General features: G+C 43.9%; 16 protein-coding genes and 1 pseudogene. 9 read left to right on the forward strand and 8 right to left on the reverse strand.

The features are described from left to right. Nucleotides 1–111: 111 nt before the first annotated feature. The 4 genes and pseudogenes from B5D77_RS05485 to B5D77_RS05500 all read left to right on the forward strand — a co-directional run. Nucleotides 112–897, forward strand: a pseudogene (locus B5D77_RS05485) (ISKra4-like element ISMae43 family transposase); the annotation flags it as partial. 146 nt (nucleotides 898–1,043) lie between these two features. Further along, nucleotides 1,044–1,790 carry a pseudouridine synthase gene (locus tag B5D77_RS05490; RefSeq protein WP_106908428.1) on the forward strand — a complete coding sequence of 249 codons (747 nt, stop codon included), beginning with the start codon at nucleotides 1,044–1,046 and terminating at the stop codon, nucleotides 1,788–1,790. A 26-nt stretch (nucleotides 1,791–1,816) separates the two neighbouring features. Further along, the gene (locus tag B5D77_RS05495) at nucleotides 1,817–2,578 is read left to right on the forward strand and encodes a RodZ domain-containing protein (protein ID WP_106908429.1); all 762 of its coding nucleotides are present in this window, start codon (nucleotides 1,817–1,819) and stop codon (nucleotides 2,576–2,578) included. An 8-nt stretch (nucleotides 2,579–2,586) separates the two neighbouring features. Continuing rightward, the gene (locus B5D77_RS05500) at nucleotides 2,587–3,435 is read left to right on the forward strand and encodes a hypothetical protein (RefSeq protein ID WP_008205090.1); all 849 of its coding nucleotides are present in this window, start codon (nucleotides 2,587–2,589) and stop codon (nucleotides 3,433–3,435) included. A 207-nt stretch (nucleotides 3,436–3,642) separates the two neighbouring features. Here the strand turns inward: B5D77_RS05500 and B5D77_RS05505 are convergent, their stop codons facing one another. From B5D77_RS05505 to B5D77_RS05520, 4 genes are all read right to left on the reverse strand, one after another. Continuing rightward, the gene (locus tag B5D77_RS05505) at nucleotides 3,643–4,635 is read right to left on the reverse strand and encodes an aldo/keto reductase (RefSeq protein WP_106908430.1); all 993 of its coding nucleotides are present in this window, start codon (nucleotides 4,633–4,635) and stop codon (nucleotides 3,643–3,645) included. Between the two features lie 145 nt (nucleotides 4,636–4,780). Continuing rightward, nucleotides 4,781–7,846, reverse strand: coding sequence for an efflux RND transporter permease subunit (locus B5D77_RS05510; protein ID WP_106908431.1), 3,066 nt, complete (start codon nucleotides 7,844–7,846; stop codon nucleotides 4,781–4,783). 47 nt (nucleotides 7,847–7,893) lie between these two features. Continuing rightward, a complete protein-coding gene (locus tag B5D77_RS05515; RefSeq protein ID WP_008205096.1) occupies nucleotides 7,894–8,271 on the reverse strand; it encodes a four helix bundle protein in 378 nt (125 codons plus the stop codon). Between the two features lie 75 nt (nucleotides 8,272–8,346). Further along, entirely contained in the window at nucleotides 8,347–9,807 is a 1,461-nt protein-coding gene (locus B5D77_RS05520) for an efflux RND transporter periplasmic adaptor subunit (protein ID WP_008205098.1), read from the reverse strand. Between the two features lie 284 nt (nucleotides 9,808–10,091). On the opposite strand from B5D77_RS05520, the gene B5D77_RS05525 reads away from it, so the two are divergent. Beyond that, entirely contained in the window at nucleotides 10,092–11,519 is a 1,428-nt protein-coding gene (locus B5D77_RS05525; RefSeq protein WP_106908432.1) for an SUMF1/EgtB/PvdO family nonheme iron enzyme, read from the forward strand. Between the two features lie 777 nt (nucleotides 11,520–12,296). Continuing rightward, the gene (gene moaA / locus B5D77_RS05535) at nucleotides 12,297–13,292 is read left to right on the forward strand and encodes a GTP 3',8-cyclase MoaA (RefSeq protein WP_008205102.1); all 996 of its coding nucleotides are present in this window, start codon (nucleotides 12,297–12,299) and stop codon (nucleotides 13,290–13,292) included. A gap of 4 nt (nucleotides 13,293–13,296) precedes the next feature. On the opposite strand, the gene B5D77_RS05540 is transcribed toward moaA, so the two are convergent. The 4 genes from B5D77_RS05540 to B5D77_RS05555 form a co-directional block, all read right to left on the reverse strand. After that, complete coding sequence (locus B5D77_RS05540) at nucleotides 13,297–13,482, reverse strand: PCP reductase family protein (RefSeq protein ID WP_106908433.1); 186 nt, start codon at nucleotides 13,480–13,482, stop codon at nucleotides 13,297–13,299. 101 nt (nucleotides 13,483–13,583) lie between these two features. Beyond that, nucleotides 13,584–14,171, reverse strand: a complete 588-nt coding sequence (locus tag B5D77_RS05545; RefSeq protein ID WP_106908434.1) for a Uma2 family endonuclease — start codon at nucleotides 14,169–14,171, stop codon at nucleotides 13,584–13,586. An 80-nt stretch (nucleotides 14,172–14,251) separates the two neighbouring features. Next, complete coding sequence (locus B5D77_RS05550) at nucleotides 14,252–14,398, reverse strand: PCP reductase family protein (protein WP_106908435.1); 147 nt, start codon at nucleotides 14,396–14,398, stop codon at nucleotides 14,252–14,254. A 101-nt stretch (nucleotides 14,399–14,499) separates the two neighbouring features. Continuing rightward, entirely contained in the window at nucleotides 14,500–15,087 is a 588-nt protein-coding gene (locus B5D77_RS05555) for a Uma2 family endonuclease (RefSeq protein WP_106908436.1), read from the reverse strand. Between the two features lie 205 nt (nucleotides 15,088–15,292). On the opposite strand from B5D77_RS05555, the gene ftsY reads away from it, so the two are divergent. From ftsY to B5D77_RS05570, 3 genes are all read left to right on the forward strand, one after another. Then, on the forward strand, nucleotides 15,293–16,648 hold the full coding sequence (ftsY, locus tag B5D77_RS05560) for a signal recognition particle-docking protein FtsY (RefSeq protein ID WP_106908437.1): 1,356 nt from the start codon (nucleotides 15,293–15,295) through the stop codon (nucleotides 16,646–16,648). Between the two features lie 94 nt (nucleotides 16,649–16,742). Further along, nucleotides 16,743–17,543, forward strand: a complete 801-nt coding sequence (locus B5D77_RS05565) for a metal ABC transporter ATP-binding protein (protein WP_106908438.1) — start codon at nucleotides 16,743–16,745, stop codon at nucleotides 17,541–17,543. Nucleotides 17,544–17,582: 39 nt separating this feature from the next. Beyond that, on the forward strand, nucleotides 17,583–17,999 hold the full coding sequence (locus tag B5D77_RS05570; RefSeq protein WP_002735466.1) for a DUF3119 family protein: 417 nt from the start codon (nucleotides 17,583–17,585) through the stop codon (nucleotides 17,997–17,999). The last annotated feature ends 45 nt before the right edge of the window (nucleotides 18,000–18,044 follow it).

The raw sequence follows: 18,044 nt of genomic DNA on the forward strand, positions 1-18,044 counted from the left end.
GAATTGTAAGTTATAACTATTATAATCTCATTTCTCTTTGTGATCAAGTTGAAGATTTTCTAGTTTTTGACTGCTATAAGTATTAATACTCATTGCATAAGTGAGATGCTCCCGATGAGTCCAATGTTAGAGAAGAACTGTTTGCTATTAAGTGGCGATGAATCCTACGAAAAATCGGCGCAGAAAATCAAATCATTGACAGGGATTGCTGTTTCTCACAGTACCCAACAACGCCTCGTACATCGATATGCTTTTGAAGAATTACCGTCTAACCCAGAAGTGGAAGTGGAAGAAATGAGCCTAGATGGCGGTAAGGTACGACTAAGAACTGCCAAGGGAAAAGCCTTAATTTGGCGTGATTATAAAGCAGTGAGTTTTCATCAACTGGGGGTAGCGGCTTTTTTTCAAGATAACTCAGCTTTATTAGATTTGGTTAATTCTCAAGTTTTGGCCAAGCCTTTAATTTGTTTAGGAGATGGACATGATGGTATCTGGAATTTATTTCGTGAGATCGGAGAGAAACAGGAAAGAATTGAAATATTGGATTGGTATCATTTAATCGAAAACCTCTATAAAGTTGGCGGGTCATTCCAGCGAATTGAGGAGGTAAAATGTTTTCTATGGAAGGGGGACGTGGACGCCGCTATCTCTTGTTGTGAAGGATGGTCAGAGCCGCAAGTTGAGAATTTTATTACTTATTTAAACAAGCATAAACATCGAATTGTCAATTATGGTTATTTGCAGGCAGAGGGGATTTCCATTGGCTCTGGCTCCGTCGAATCAAAAATTAAACAAATTGCTCATCGTCTTAAAATTACTGGTGCAAGTTGGCAATCTTGTAATGTACCGCAAGTCCTTCGTCATCGCTGTGCTTATCTAAATGGTTGCCTTTTTTAACTTTTTTATTGATCTCATTAAGCATTTCTACTTATTGCAAAGGTGAGATGCTCCCGACAAAGACTGTTTTTCTTCACTATTTGGGCGAAAAAACCCTTTTAGGATGCCTATAATAGGAGATAGAAAGGGTTAAAAACTAAAAAAAAATGGCGGAGAGAGTCCAGAAAATCCTTGCCCAGTGGGGAATTGCCTCCCGAAGAAGGGCGGAGGAGATGATCGTAGCCGGACGAGTGAGACGGAATGGCAAAATCGTGCAGTTAGGAGAAAAAGCCGACCCCGAAAAAGATCACCTAGAGATAGACGGAAAAAAAATTGAACCGGCCAATCGTCCCCAAAGATTGTATATACTGATCAACAAACCCATTGGCGTGGTTTCTACCTGTAAGGATCCACAAAACCGGCCGACAGTAATCGACCTTTTGCCCGACTCCCTCGCTGGCGGGACTGGGTTACATCCCGTAGGCAGGTTGGACATCAACACCACTGGGGCTTTACTCCTCACCAACGACGGTCAACTGACCCTCACCCTCACCCATCCCCGTTATCATTTGCCCAAAACCTATCGGGTTTGGCTAGATGGTGCCATTGATAGACTTGCTCTCCAGCGTTGGCGAGAAGGTATCCTCTTAGAGGGAAAAAAAACCTTACCCGCACAGGTTGAGATCCTCAAGCAAACCGACCAAAAAACCCTACTAGAAGTTATTTTAGTGGAGGGAAGAAATCGGCAGATTCGCTCTGTAGCGGAAGAATTGGGCCATCGCGTCCTGAAACTTCATCGCAGTGCCATCGGTCGTATTCAACTAAACTCTGGTAATAATTCCCCCTTACCCTTGGGTGATTACCGTTTTTTAACCCTTGATGAACTGAAATATTTAAAGAACCAGATTAACTAAGCTGAAAGTCAGCCCCTAATAGCGATATGTTTCGCCTTCTCCAATCACAACTTGATCCCCAGCATAAACAGCGAACCAAATTACTGGAAATCGGCGTTTATTTGCAAAAAAATCGCCTAGAACAGTCCCTTTCTCTCGAGGACATTGCCCAGAAAACCCTAATCCCGCGCCATCGCCTAGAAGCACTGGAAGCGGGGGATTTGGAGGCATTGCCCGAACCGATTTATATTCGTTGGTTAATCAAACAATTTGCTGATAGTCTGTCCCTGGATGGTGAGACGATTAGCCGGCGTTTTCCCACCAAGGTCAATAACTTTTTTAGGGGAACAAAACCCTCTTTATCGCTGCCAAGTCTTCAAATTCGCCCGATTCATCTCTATTTTCTCTATTTAATCTTAGTTATTGGTTCCGTACAAACCCTATCCCACGTCCTGCAAAAATCGGTACTGCAATCGAATCGCTTACCGCCGCCTTCCTTGCCACAACAGCAAATTGTCCAACGGAAAAGCAATCCCCTTCAACCGGTAGCCAACAAAACCAGTAATAATCAGCAGCTGGTGGTGGGGGTAAAACTGGAGGATGACTGCTGGCTGCGGGTGGTGGTGGATGGCAAGACAGAATTTGAGGGTGTGCTGCCCCAGGGAACCCATCGCACTTGGCAAGCAAACCGAGAATTAACCGTGAGAGCGGGTAATGCCGGCGGGGTTTACGTTGCCGTTAATAATGCCAATGCTAAACAACTGGGGCAACTGGGCAAAGTCGGGGAAGTCACCTACCGGGCAAATTGAGCTAATTTATGCAAAAGGTCTTTTCACCCCTCGATCGCCTTCAGGGAGGGTTAATCGGGGCATATATTGGGGAATCCTTGCATAATCAACCCCTAATACCAGCCTTTAACTATGAGGCTACACCGAGGACGACCCTGCTTTTGCAAGCTCTGCAATCTCAGGAGGATTTTTCACTCGCGATCGCAGCTAAGGATCGGTCGGAATCGGCGTTATTATTTGTGCTGTTGCCGGAGATTTTAACCTGGCCTGACCATGGGGAACGTTGGCAAGCTAGATTAAATTTTTGGCTGAAAAAGGGCTTAATTTCCCAGTTAACCCGACAAGAAGCGATAATTTGGGGAGAGGCAGTGGGTCTGTTATTACAGGGAAAAAGGCCTTTAAATCAGTTAATCGGGCAATTACTAACTATTAACCCCAAGAATAAGCTATTAGAGCAGATTCAGTCAGCTTTAAGGCAAAATCGTCCCCTAGAGTCCACTTTATCGACTTGGGTGCAAGATAGCTCACCTTTAGGAATTGCGATCGCAGTTTCTCTCTATACCTTTCTGCAAACGAGCGAGGATTTCGCCGTGAGCGTGCGTCGTGCTAATTTTAGTCCCTATCAACGGCAATTAACCACCACTTTAGCGGGAATTTGGGCGGGATTGTACAACGGTATCGAGGGGATTCCCCTAGCTTGGCGGCAAAATTTGCCGAAAGAGCCAGTTAAACAGCAATTAATGGATAAAGCTGGGGAAATCTATCGAATTTCCCTGGGGATATCTCCTCATCTTGTCCTATCTCCTCACACTGCCGTCGCTTATGGGGGAACAATCCAACCCCGTCCTAGCTTAAAATTGGTCTCTCAAGATAAGTAGGGTTTGCTGAATAAATCTAAAAACCTTGTTGGACAATATCTTTAGGCTTTTTTGACCTCAAAAATTGCCAGTTCTTCGAGTAATCGGGGGGAAATTGGCTCTCTTATTCTTTGTCTGATCAGTTTAACTTATAAGCGATCAATCTTTGCGTCCTTTGTGTCTTTGTGGTTCGTTCCACACCCCACCAACAAACTTTTTCAGCCAACCCTACTGAGTTTGAAAGATATTTTGTACCATTTTTTTATCCAAACCTGCGGCAATTTTATCTAATTCTGCTATTTCCCCACTGTCTAAACTCCATCCTAAAGCCCCTAAATTATCCTCAGCTTGTCGAACATTTTTAGCTCCGGGGATGGGAATTGTTCCCTTACAGATACACCAATTTAAGGCAACTTGGCTAATAGTTTTATTTTTAGCTTGGGCGATAACTTCTAGACAACTTATCAGAGGCGAAATAGCGGGAATTAATTGACCAAAAAGGAAGCGACGTAATCCAGGGGGTAAGTTTTTATTATCTCGATATTTCCCCGTTAATAACCCCAAAGCTAAGGGACTATAGGCAATAATTTTAATACCAAATTGATCACATAGTTCCTTTAATCCTAAGTCAGTGAGAGGATAAGTAGAAAGGAGAGAATACTGTACCTGTAAACTGGTGATAGGAATGCCGCGACTGGCAAACTTTTGATAGGCAGACTTCAATCTTTTCGGTCCAAAATTGGATAAACCGACCCCTTTAACTAACCCCTTTTCCAAACAATCCCCCAATCCGTCTAATAATCCTCCCTCCTGCCATGGCGCATAATTGCCCGTTGACCAGTGCATTTGCACTAAATCCACTGGGCGGCCTAATCTGGTTGCCGAAGCTTGACAAGCTTTCACCATGGCATGACGGGTTAAACGCCAAGGATAGGGGGCGATTTTGGTAGCAATACGGATATGATCAGCGTTATAACCGCTATATTCCCCTGTAAAGCGTCCTAATAGCTTCTCACTCTGTCCGTTGAGTTTGCCTGTGCCGTAGGAGTCTCCCGTATCAAATAGGGTGACACCCCGCTCGACGCAGAGATTAAAAACCCCTTGTAACTGGCTATCCATACTCTCATCGTAACCCCAGAGAAGACGATTTCCCCAGGCCCAAGTACCGCAGCCCATGGGGGGAAGAGATAGAGTTTTATCTGTGACTGTCAAGGGATTCATGGGTAAGTTTCTCTGGGTTTTTTCTCAAGCTTTCAGAGAGATATTTTACTACTAAATCTGGTTATTAAAGACTGATTATTTATTCCCCTTTTTGCACGAGTGCATGAGTAGAAAACGGTTTTCTCGGAGAAACCCGTTTTCTGTACTAAATCGACTTAGGTTTTTGTTTAACAAACAATCCCCGCAACCAATAGTAAAAACTATCGATATAAGTAAAGATTACCGGCACAACCACCAAAGTTAATAGGGTGGAAGTGGTAAAACCACCAATAACGGCAATCGCCATCGGTGCGCGAATTTCCCCATCTGCACCTAAAGCTAAAGCAATCGGTAACATCCCGGCAACTGTGGAAACGGAGGTCATAATAATTGGTCGTAAACGAGAGACTCCCGAATCAATCATCGCCTTAAATTGCGGTTTCCCTGACTCAATGCCACTCAGGGCAAAATCTACCAACAGAATCGCATTTTTAGTGACTAACCCCATCAGTAAAACTATGCCAATTAAAGCGTATAAACCTAACTCTTTTTGGGTAATTAAAAGAGCGATTAAAGTACCACCAATCGATAAAGGAAGGGAAGTTAAAATCGCTAGGGGATAGAGAAAATTGTTATACAACAAGACCAGAATCCCATAGATAGAAATAATTGCTAAACTTAACGCCCCCAAAAAACGAGCAAAGATATCGCGCATAATGCGAGCATCACCAAAGGGTTCTTCTGTCACCTCTGGGGGTAGGTTTTTCATGATTGGTAAAGTGCGAATTTGTGTCACCGCACTTCCCAAAGAAACTCCCTCTAAATTAGCTCCAATATTAACCTGACGTTGACGGTTAAAGCGTTGAATTTCCGCAGGTCCACTACCTAAGCTAATTGTCGCCACCGAGTTAAGCGGTACTAACGTCCCATTACTGCTAGGAACGCGCAAATTTTGCAGAGTTTCTATCTCACTGCGTCCATCGTTGGCAATTTTTACCCGGATGGGAATTTGTCGGTCAGCAAGGTTAAATTTAGCTAAATTAAACTCATTATCGCCGATTAAAGCTAAAGACGCAGTACGGGCGATCGCTCTGACCGAGACTCCCTGATCAGCAGCCCGGACGGGATCCGGTTGAATAATAATCTCCGGTTTAACTAAACTTACCCCGGAACTTACCTCGACAAAACCGGGTAAAGCCCGCATTTCTCGCTCTAATTTTTGGGCAGTTTGGGTTAAAATATCGCCATTTTCACTTTTTAAAATAATAGCGACATCCTTAGTGCTTCCTGCTCCCCCCTGCGCCCGAAAAGTCACTCTTGCTCCCGGTATCTTCTGAAAATCCCGGCGGGTTTGTTCCTCAAATTGCCGTTGAGTTAGCGATCGCTGTTCCTTAGGAACTAAATTAACATATATTAACCCGGTATTTACCCGTCCTGAATCTCCCGGAATAGCCAAAACATTAGCGACGGCGGGATTTTTTTGCAGTAAACTATTCACCTGATTGGCCACGGCAACAGTATCATTCAAAGTCGCACCGGGAGGCAATTCTATGCTGATCGTACTTAATCCAGTATCCCCAGAACTAAATAACCCTTTTGGAATCAAGGGAACTAACTGTAAACTACCGATAAAAAAGGCCAAAGCCGCCAATAAAGTCAGGATTCGATGACGTAAAGCCCAGGTTAACAAACTTTTGTAGGGACGAAAACGGGGGCGCGAGGAGGGATTATTATCACCAGTTTTGAGCTTTTTCGGCTGTAGAATATAGGCACTTAACATCGGGGTGACGGTGACAGCGATCAAACTGGAAAACAAGGTAGAAACCGCCACCGTAACGCCGAAAGGTTGAAAGAATTGCCCTGGCACACCGCCCATAAAAGCAACCGGCAGGAATACCGCCATAATTGCCGCCGCACTGGCTAAAACAGCTAATCCAATCTCTTTTGAGGCATCAAAGGCCGCTTGCAGGGGTTTTTTACCCATAGCTAAATGTTGATCGATGTCCTCCACCATACACACCGCATCATCGACCAGATTACCCAAAGCTAAAGCTAACGCCAGCAGGGTCATACCGTTAAGGGTATAATTTAGGGACTGCATCACCCAAAAAGTCGGGAAAATGGACAAAGGCAGGGCCAAACCCGTGATAATCGTGGCGCGCCAATTGCCTAAAAATAGACCCACCGTGATCACCGTCATCATACAACCAATCAGGAGATCGCTAAGAAGGCTTTCGTAACTAGCACGAATTGAGTCAGCACGGGTAAAAATTAATTGAAATTTAATATCTTCGGGCAGTTTTTTCTTTAAATTCTCGATTTCTTGGCGTACTGCTGTTTCTACCGTCACCAAGGTGCTGCCAGTCCCCCGTAGAATCGAAAAACCCACCACTGGCTGCCCATCTAAAAGGGCCATTTGTCGGGGATCACTGGAACTATCGCTAACTGTCCCTAAATTGCTTAAGGGGACGCTATCACCGTTAGGTAAAGAGATTTGATAATTTCTCAAATCTTCGATCGTTTCAGCGCTGCCGAGGGTGCGGACAGTTTGTTCACTGCCGGCGATTTCCGAGCGCCCTCCGGGTAAATTAATATTAAAACTGCGGATTTGCTCATTAACCGCCGTGGCCGTGATACCGTAGGCGATCAGACGGCCGGGATCTAAATCTACACGCACTTCTCGATCGACTCCCCCAACGCGATCGACTCGTGCTACCCCCGGCACTCCCGTTAAAGCGCGGCCAATTTGACGATCAACTAGATCACTTAATTCGGCGATCGATCTTTTCGGGGAGGAGATGGTATAGTTCATCACCGCACCCCCAGCAAATTCTAAACGTTGGACAATTGGATCATTAGTATCTTGGGGTAAATCCTGCCGAATTTGGGCTATGGCATTGCGTACATCATTGGTAGCGCGATCGCTGTTAGTGCCAAGGATAAAGTTAACGGTGGTGGTGCTGCTGCCTTCGTTGATGGTAGAAGTAATTTGATCGATATTACCCAAAGCAGCCACCGCATCCTCGACTTTTTTGGTGACTTGGGTTTCCAATTCCTCTGGACCTGCACCGGGTTGATTAACGGTGATAATCACGGCCGGAATGTCAATATTAGGAGAGCGATCAATCCCTAATCCTAGAAAGGCAATGTATCCCATTAAGGCCATAACCAGGGAGATCAGGATCGTCGGAATGGGATTTTTGATAGACCAATTAGAAATATTAAAAGCCATAATTTCAGTTATCAGTTATCAGTTATCAGTTATCAGTGGGTAAGTTATCAGTTATCAGTTTTTGGTTTTTGGTTTTTGGTATTTTCTTGGCAGGTTTTTAGAATAGCCCAAAGCATTTTACCAATTTCCTCCGCATCATCATTGATACTTTGAAAGGCTCTTTCCTCTATGTAATTCGTGTCTTTCAATAGAGACAGCCAATACTTTGTTTCTAGACATTCCTTATAAGCTATTGACATTTTAGCTCGAAAATCAGCTTGAGAAATAGCTCCATTAGCCTCGGCAATGTTAGCCCCGATTGAAGTGCCACTCCTTAATAGCTGTTTTGACAAAACATATTCTTGTTTAGTCTCACACAAATATTTATAGCCTTTAACAATCCTAATGGCAAATTTATAAGCTTTATCATAAACTTTACTCTCCATCCGTTTGCCCCGCTACCGATCACTGATTACTGATTACTGATTACTGATTACTGTTTACTGATCACTGATTACTGATTACTGATCGCTGATTGCTGTAATTTTGTCGCCATCACCGAGATAGGCTGCCCCTTTGACCACAATGCGATCGCCCGCTTGTAAACCGGTGAGAATTTCCACGCGGTTATTGGGCATAATTTGACCTAATTGCACAGTTTTGGCGGTAACAGTGTTATCAGGTTCCACTAAATAAACTAGAGCTTGATTATCTTTTTGGGGTAAAACTGCGGTCATGGGGACAGTTAAACTATTGCTAGTATTCGTTACGATCGCACCTCGTAAAAACATCCCCGGTTTTAACCCTGTATTGTCAGTTAAATCGACTTTAACCGTTGCTTGACGGGATGCCTCATCGACGATGGGATTAATTTCGCGCACCTGTCCCGATAATTTTAAACTGCTATTAGCATCGGAAGTGATAGTAACGGGCGCTCCGACGCGGATTAAGGGCAATTGATTCTCAGGAACCCGCAATCTTAGCTCTAAACGGCCGTTTTCGATGATTTTAAAGAGAGCATTTTGACCGTTGGTGGTATCCCCGATGCGGCCATTTCTTTCGGCAATTTTGCCACTAACCGGAGAAATCAGGCGCGTCTCGTTTAATTGGGCTTTAACAATGGCTAAACGGCTTTGAGCTTCCGCTAATTGGGCTGTAGCTTGGGCGATCACCTCGGGACGATTGCCAGCTTGCAATTGTGCCAGTTGCTGCTCTGCTTCTCCTAAACGAGATTGGGTCTGTTGTACGATCGCCGCTTTGTTTCTTTCTTCGTTGAGGACTTCATCGAGACGATCCCGGGCGATCGCTCCTTCCGCTTCTAAACTTTGGTTTCTCTGGACGCGTTTTTTGGCCAAATCCCAATCCGATTGAGCTTGACTAATTTCGGCTTTTATGCGTTGAATAGTTTGTTTAGCTCTAGCGATCTCCTCTTTACGGCTACCCGCTTGCAATTCTGCCAAACGCGATCGGGATTGGGCGACATTAGCCTGTGCTTGGGTTAATTGCGCTTGTAGGACGGTATCATCGAGACGAGCCAAAATTTGACCTTGGCTAACGATATCACCCTCATCGACAAAGATTTCTTTGATTTGTAGTCCCGTCGCTTGGGAAAGAATCGGGATTAATTCATCGGCTGCCACGCTTCCAGTCGCTTTCAGGGTGCGGGCCACGGGAGTAAATTCTACCCTAGTGGTGGTTACTGTTTGTGCCGGTGCCTCATTTTTTGCCGCTACGGGCTGAGTATTGGGGTTTTGGGCTGTTTGGGGTCGATTAGCGAAACGAGTCGCCCCTAGGGTCAATAAAACCCCCAATCCCACACCGATAAATAAACCCTTTCTTCCCGATAGCCAAGAGTTGGTTTTTGTCGGTTTTGGCGAGTATTCGGTTTTCTCTGGCTCAATTTCGGGATTAAATGCGATAACTTCGGGAACTAGCGAATTATCGGCTGAATGCTGGTTATTTTCTAGGGTATCTGGCCGCACGGTCTGCCCTCTCGGTAGATTCTGGATAAAATGTTAAGTTTTGTATCCATTTATAATCTAACGGAAAAAGGTCACGGGTGGGGAAAGTGAGAAAGTGGACTTGCTGTAAAAATCCCAAATTGTCGTGGTTGGTGAGGAGACAGGAGATAGGAGACTCCGAGACAGGAGACAGGAGACAGTAGGCAGGAGAATTAAGAATGAGTAATAATCAATTAAATGGTTTATTTAGAGATTTTATGCCAGTTAATCTGGCTCTCCCCTACTTGTGGTCATAAGAAAAAGTTATGAAAAAGTCAGAGATCCAAATTTTCTTGGCCCATGCCAGTGAGGACAAACCAGCAGTTTTGGCACTGTATGACCGCCTTAAGCAAGCGGGATATAAACCTTGGTTGGATAAAAAAGACCTGATTCCGGGGCAAATTTGGCGAGATGAAATTCCGAAAGCGATTAAAGCTAGTCAGATTTTTCTGGCCTGTCTGTCAGCGAAATCGGCTAATAAACAGGGATACATCCAACGGGAGTTGAGGATTGCACTTGATACCTTGGCACAGATGCTACCGGGGACAATTTTTGTTATTCCCATGAGGTTAGAAGAATGCGAAATTCCTGATCTGCGAATGTCAGAACTTGGCTTGAAGCTGCGCGATATTCACCGGCTTGATTATTGGGAAGAAGACGGATTTGAGCAACTAGAAAGAGCAATTGGCTATCAGTTCAAGCTTGAACCGGAAGAGCCAAAACAACTGTTATCAGTATTTAACTTTGAGGTGGTGGGAGTAAATGCGAAGGGTGAGCAAATTAGAAAAGAGTCGAAACAGTCCCAATATTTCAGGGAAGATCTGGGCAAAGGCATCACCTTAGAAATGGTCGCCATTCCGGGGGGAACTTTCCTGATGGGAACAGAAGATGAGGAAATCGAAAGACTGGTTAAAAAATTTAATTGGGAAGGATTTAGAAGGGAAAGACCACAACATGAAGTAACTGTCCCACCCTTCTTTATGGGTAAATACCCCATCACCCAGGCCCAGTGGAAAGCGATCGCCTCTCGCACGGATTTAAAAGTTAAACAAGACCTTGATTTCAAGCCAGCCTATTTTAAAGATCCCCCCAAACCCCCCTTAAAAAGGGGGGCTTCCGATTCCCCCCCTTTTGAAGGGGGGGCTAGGGGGGGATCGCCCACGCACTGGGATAGACCCGTAGAACAAGTCAACTGGTACGATGCCGTCGAGTTCTGTGCGAGATTATCAAAACTAACGGTTCGGGAATACCGACTACCGAGTGAAGCGGAATGGGAATACGCTTGTCGTGCTGGAACCACCACCCCGTTTTACTTTGGGGAAACCATTACGGGGGAATTGGCTAACTACAATGCCAGTAATACCTACGCCGATGAACCGAACGGAGAATATCGAAACGAAACAACTCGCGTGGGACAATTTCCCCCAAACGCCTTTGGACTGTACGATATGCACGGCAATGTCCGGGAGTGGTGCGCCGATACTTGGCACGATAACTATGACGGTGCGCCGACGGATGGCAGTGTCTGGATAGAAAATGGTAATGATAATCGTTCTCCTCTGCGTGGCGGTTCCTGGGGCTACAATCCTACTTACTGCCGTTCCGCGATTCGCTACGACTACTACTTCCGCCGCGTCAACCGCATCAACAATTACGGTTTTCGGGTAGTCTGCGTATTCGGGAGAACTCTCTAACCCTTTTTCCTTTTTCCCCTTTTACCCTCATTCCCTATTTTTTCTTTTTTCTTTTCTTTCCCGCCCTTAGTCGGGTCGATTTTGTAGGGGCGAACTGTGGTCAGTGAGTTTATCGAACTGCGTTCGCCCACCGGCAATAATCGGGTTAATCACGGGATTGGGGTTTTTTGGGGTTTTTTGGTGGGGGTTGGGCGCACGCGGTCATTGGTGTCAACTTAAGCAAGAAGCTTAATTATAAAAAGTAGCTGATTATCCAAGAGGAAGGAAGTAAAAAATGGTATAATTAATAAGTTTTTCGTTAATTGGTATAGTTTGATCAGGTGGCATAAATCGACTAAATTCTTATCTGGCAAAAGACTTAATTGATTAGTTCGTTCTGGAAGAAAACAATTGACAAAAATCGTCGAATGTGTTTTTTTATAATGGTTTCATCTCTTATAACCCCGTCCATTGCATAACACAAACCGAAGAACTGGGACTATTTCCTTAAGTTAACACCAATGATCGCGTGCGCCCAAATGTAATATAGATATTTCGACCAAATTGAGAGCCATGCTGCCAACTTTTGTTAGCCGACCTTTTTAGTTAAGTACAATCAAGAAAAATTGTCAAATTTCCCAATCGTTATTTGCCCTTGCCATTGACCAAATCTATTGTCATCATAGACTAAAATCTAGATGTAGCCGTGGTTTTCTGGAAACTTAGCCCGATGTCTAGATATCGATCGAGCCAGAATTGTTATGATAAATTCATGAAGTTTTATAACAGTATTTCCCCGTGAACAGGAACCAAATCGACTATCTCAGGATTAGTTTAATCGATCGCTGTAACTTTCGCTGTCAGTATTGTCTGCCTGAAGATGCAGAATTGGCCTATGTTCGACCGCAAGAATTACTCACCCGGGAGGAAATTCTTACTTTAGTCAAAAATGTCTTTATTCCCCTCGGTTTCCGCAAATTTCGCCTTACTGGTGGGGAACCTCTCTTACATCCTGAAGTAGTGGAGATTGTGCGCGATATCGCCTCTTTATCTGCTACTAGCGATTTAGCCTTGACTACTAATGGCTATTTACTTGACAATTTAGCCGAAATGTTGTATGAAGCCGGACTAAGACGGATTAATATCAGTTTAGACTCTCTCGACCCCGACACTTTCGATAAAATTATCGGTAATCGCGGCCGGAGTCGTTGGCAAAAAACTTGGGCAGGTATTCAAGCGGCCCAGAGAGTGGGTTTTGACCCCTTAAAATTAAATGTGGTGGTGATTCCGGGGATAAATGAGGCAGAAGTGGAAGATTTAGCGGCTTTGACCATCGAGAAGCGTTGGCACGTCCGTTTTATCGAGTTTATGCCTATCGGTAACGGTGATTTATTTCAAGAAAAAGCTTGGATTGCCAACGAGGAATTAAGGGGGCGAATTCGGGCAAAATGGGGCTTAAATGAGGGTCAAGTGCGGGGAAATGGTCCTGCCGATGTTTTTCAAATTCCGGGGGCTAAGGGTACAATTGGCTTTATCAGTCAGATGTCGGAGTGTTTTTGCGATCGCTGTAACCGCCTACGTCTCTCGGCCGATGGTTGGTTGCGTCCCTGTCTCCTCAACGAAACCGGACAAATTGACCTAAAAACTGCCCTCCGTCAAGGAATTTCGCCAGCAGAAATCAGGGAAAGAGTGCGGGAATTAATAGAACTGAAGGCAGAAATCAACTTTAAACTGCGTGATTCTGGCACATCAAGCGGCATTTATACCCGTACTATGTCCCAAATTGGCGGCTAAAAATCTACTGTCCGAATTCTACTCTAGCCTGTTCCACCATTTCCACGGTAACTTGATCGGAACCAGCATGACGAGCTAATTCTTCTATCCTTTGACGCGCTTGGGAACGAACAAAATAGGGAATATTTTTTAGTTTTGCTTTTGCTTCTGCAGTCCATTGTAGTTGATCGGAAAAATCTAGAGCTTCCATAGATTTAACATATAGTAGTCCGTCTATTATACCAAAAAAGATTAGCTATTTTGAGATAATGAGTTTCTTGATAGCGACTCTTTTTGACCTTTCTTTTAATTTTAGGTTTCTGCTAGGTCGAAATTTACTCTTTGATATAAATCTTGAAAAGAAATCTGCCAATCCACCGACAGCAATTGTAAAACCGCATTTTCCCCCGTGACGAAATCAATTAACCATTGCTCATCCTTTTGTTTATAGTAACGTTCCACACTATAACTAGATTGTTCGATCAGAATATATTCTTGAAAAGTTGGCAGAGAACGATAGAATTTAAACTTATCCCCTCGGTCATAAGCTTGGGTAGAATTAGAGAGAACTTCGACAATAATTAAAGGATTGATCACGTTAGATTGACTATTCCCTTGATAGAGAGGTTGACCTTTAATCACCATCACATCAGGATAGGTGTAAATGCTATAATCTGATAGCCATAAACGCACCGTTTCCATGTAGGTATAATAATCTTGATTATTGATAGTCAGAGGAAATCTTCGATAGAAGTTTCCGGCAATCTGATTGTGATTAGTGGTGGCTCCTACCATTGGGATAATTTCTCCTTGACGATATTCATTTTTATCTTCGGACGTTTCCTCTAGATCTAGATATTCTTCGGGAGTATAATATTTAGTTTCGGTAGTGCTTAACATTTTTGACTCTCCTTCCTATTCTATTTTCTAAGATACAGCATTTCTCTAAAAAGAGACAAAGTTATCCTTGAGCAAGGTTATCAATTGAGTGGCTCGGAAAAGTGTATCTTAAATATCTCAGTAATCCGCTTACGCGCTTGGGAACGAACAAAGTAGGGAATATTTTTCAGTTTTGCTTTTGCTTCTGCAGTCCATTGTAGTTGATCGGAAAAATCTAGAGCGTCCATAGATTTAACATATAGTAGTCCGTCTATTATACCAAAAAAGATTAGCTATTTTGAGATAATGAGTTTCTTGATAGCGACTCTTTTTCACCTTTCTTTTAATTTTAGGTTTCTGCTAGGTCGAAATTTACTCTTTGATATAAATCTTGAAAAGAAATCTGCCAATCCACCGACAGCAATTGTAAAACCGCATTTTCCCCCGTGACGAAATCAATTAACCATTGCTCATCCTTTTGTTTATAGTAACGTTCCACACTATAACTAGATTGTTCGATCAGAATATATTCCTGAAAAGTTGGCAGAGAACGATAGAATTTAAACTTATCCCCTCGGTCATAAGCTTGGGTAGAATTAGAGAGAACTTCGACAATAATTAAAGGATTGATCACGTTAGATTGACTATTCCCTTGATAGAGAGGTTGACCTTTAATCACCATCACATCAGGATAGGTGTAAATGCTATAATCTGATAGCCATAAACGCACCGTTTCCATGTAGGTATAATAATCTTGATTATTGATATTTAAGGGAAAATTACGGCAAAAATTTAGACAAATCTGATTGTGATTAGTGGTGGCTCCTACCATTGGGATAATTTCTCCTTGACGATATTCATTTTTATCTTCGGACGTTTCCTCTAGGGCGAGATATTCTTCGGGAGTATAATATTTAGTTTCGGTAGTGCTTAACATTTTTGACTCTCCTTCCTATTCTATTTTCTAAGATACAGCATTTCCCTAAAAAGAGATAAAGTTATCCTTGAGCAAGGTTATCATTTTTTCCTTAATCTCCAGCAAAAAATGCGGAGAAATCCACAATTAAAAATCTAAGTATCAAAATTGCTCACTTCAAGAGTTAAGATAAACTAGATAAATAGTTTTATGTTTAGTTTTTCCTATGTTTAACTGGTTCCGTCGTCAGAAAGTCCAAACCGAACAAGAACAAGCACCCCCCGCACCCGTAGAGGAAACCCCCAGCGAGGCAACCCCGACGACTAGCGAGACAACCAGTCAGGAAGAGTATTTAGATTGGGCCAAAAAAGCCTTTAAAAATATTCAAGAGAAAAAAGCCACGGCCGAGGCCGTCGTCAGCGAAACCCCTGAAACATCTATTGCTGAAACAGAACCTCCGCAAGAGGAAGAACCAGTTAAACAAGAAGAAACCGAGGATAATACCCCCGCATGGCTGAAAAAATCCGATCGCCTCGAAATTCTCAAAGAAACCGCCATCGAAACCCCCACAGAACCGGATGAGGATTTTATCTGGTCGGCCAAAGTTTTAGCCAATCAGGGACGACAAGCAGAGGACGTTTCCGAAGAAGAAATCACCTGGTTAAAAAAATTGCGTCAGGGTTTAGGCAAAACGCGCCGCAGCTTGGTCAATCAGCTTAAGGCCGTGGTCGGTCAGGGTCCCCTCAATCAAGATGCAGTGGAGGAAATCGAAGCTTTATTGCTTCAGGCCGATGTGGGGGTAGATGCCACCGATTATATTATCACTACCCTCCAAAATAAGCTAAAACAGGAAGCTTTGCCCCCCGAAAAAGCGATCGAATATCTCAAAGAAATTATCCGCGAGATTTTAGATGCACCTTTAGCCAATTATAGCAACCCCGGTTTTGAGCCAGAAAAAGGCAAATTAAATATCTGGATGCTCACAGGAGTTAACGGAGTCGGTAAAACGACGACTATCGGCAAATTAGCTCATTTATCTAAACAATCTGGCTATAGCTGTATGATCGCCGCTGCCGACACCTTTCGCGCTGCTGCCGTGGAACAGGTGAAAGTTTGGGGAGAGCGATCGCAAGTGGAAGTCATTGCCAACCCGGGCAAAAATACCGACCCGGCCGCCGTGGTGTACGATGGCATCGAAGCCGCTAAATCCAGGGAGGTAGAATTACTCTTAGTGGATACGGCGGGAAGATTGCAGAATAAAAAGAACTTAATGGCAGAATTAAGCAAAATTCGCCGTATTATCGACAAAAAAGCCGAGAGTGCCGTGGTGGAATCCCTTCTAGTTCTCGATGCCACTTTAGGACAAAACGGGCTGCGACAGGCCGAGGTTTTCTCGGAAGCTGCCCAATTAAGCGGCGTGATCCTGACTAAAATCGATGGTACAGCTAAAGGGGGTGTCGCCCTTGCCGTAGCGCGTCAGCTTAACCTACCGATTCGCTTTGTGGGTGCTGGGGAAGGAATCGAGGATCTGCGGCCTTTTTCCAGTTACGAATTCGTGGAAGCTTTACTAAGTGGCGATTAATCTCACCCCGCCTATCTTTCATAATCTTTTCATGGTTGCTTCATAATTGTCTCATTTTTAGTTATGCTAGAAATGGAGACTCGGGGTAACAACTATGCAAAGGACAATTACGGTTAGTCATCTAGGAGTATATTATCGCGGCGTGGAGGCCCTACGGGATATCACCCTGAAAATTTATCCAGGACGATTAACCGGTATTATCGGTCCCAACGGCGCGGGCAAAAGTACCCTGATCAAAGCCATGCTAGGATTAATTCCCGTACAACAGGGAAGCGTTAACTATCAAGGGCAATCTCTACAGCAACAACTGGATAAAGTCGCTTATGTTCCCCAAAGATCTCAAATCGACTGGACCTATCCCGTCACCGCTTGGGATGTGGTAATGATGGGGAGAGTCAGGAAAACGGGTTGGTTTCGCCCTTTTTCCCATATTAGTCGTCAACAGGCTTTAAATGCCCTAGAACGGGTGGAAATGGCTGATTTACGCCATCGTCCCCTCGGTCAGTTGTCGGGAGGACAACAGCAAAGAGTCTTTTTAGCCAGATCTTTGGCCCAAGAAGCGGAGATTTTCTGTTTTGATGAACCTTTCGTTGGGGTAGATCAAAAAACCGAGGGGATTCTTTTTAATATCTTTGGTGAGTTAGCGCAAGAAAATAAAATTGTCATGGTGGTTAACCATGATTTAGGCGAATCTATCACCCATTTTGCTGATTTAATCCTCTTAAATAAAGAATTGATCCTCGCCGATCAACGCTCCAAGGTCTTAACTGATTTTAATCTCCGGCGTGCATACGGGGGTAAGGTCTCTTTCTACAATGCCATGACACTACCAGATCATCCCCGATCGAGTCTCGATTATCTCGATCGCTTCTCGAAAAACAATGCGACAAACTAGAAGCGAAGATATTTTGGCTGACTGCCGATAGGGACACCAATGACAACTATTTCCCCGCAAGAAGTAACAGGAACGATCGAACTGGCTCCTAACTATCGAATTCCCCTATTTTTGGTAATTTTATCGCTGCCTTTACTCTTTTTACAGGTCTGGCTCGGCATAATTTTCTCCCTGTTAGGCCTATTCTTGATGTTCCAGACTACCCGCATTCGCCTCCAGTTTACCCCCACTTCCTTAGATGTCTATCTGTCCGGGCAACAAATTCGCTCCTTTCCCTACCAAGAATGGCAAAATTGGCGGATTTTCTGGAATAAAGTCCCGATCCTATTTTATTTCAAAGAAATTAACAGCATTCATTTTTTGCCCATTATCTTTGACAGCGCAACCCTGAGACTGTGCCTCGAAAAATACTATCCTTTAGCAGCACCGCAAGCGATCGACTCAGAAGCGAACTAAGATTGAGATAAAATAAAATCTGGCTAATAGCGTCTTAATTGCCTG

This window comes from Microcystis sp. MC19, from assembly GCF_003019735.1.
GTDB lineage: Bacteria > Cyanobacteriota > Cyanobacteriia > Cyanobacteriales > Microcystaceae > Microcystis.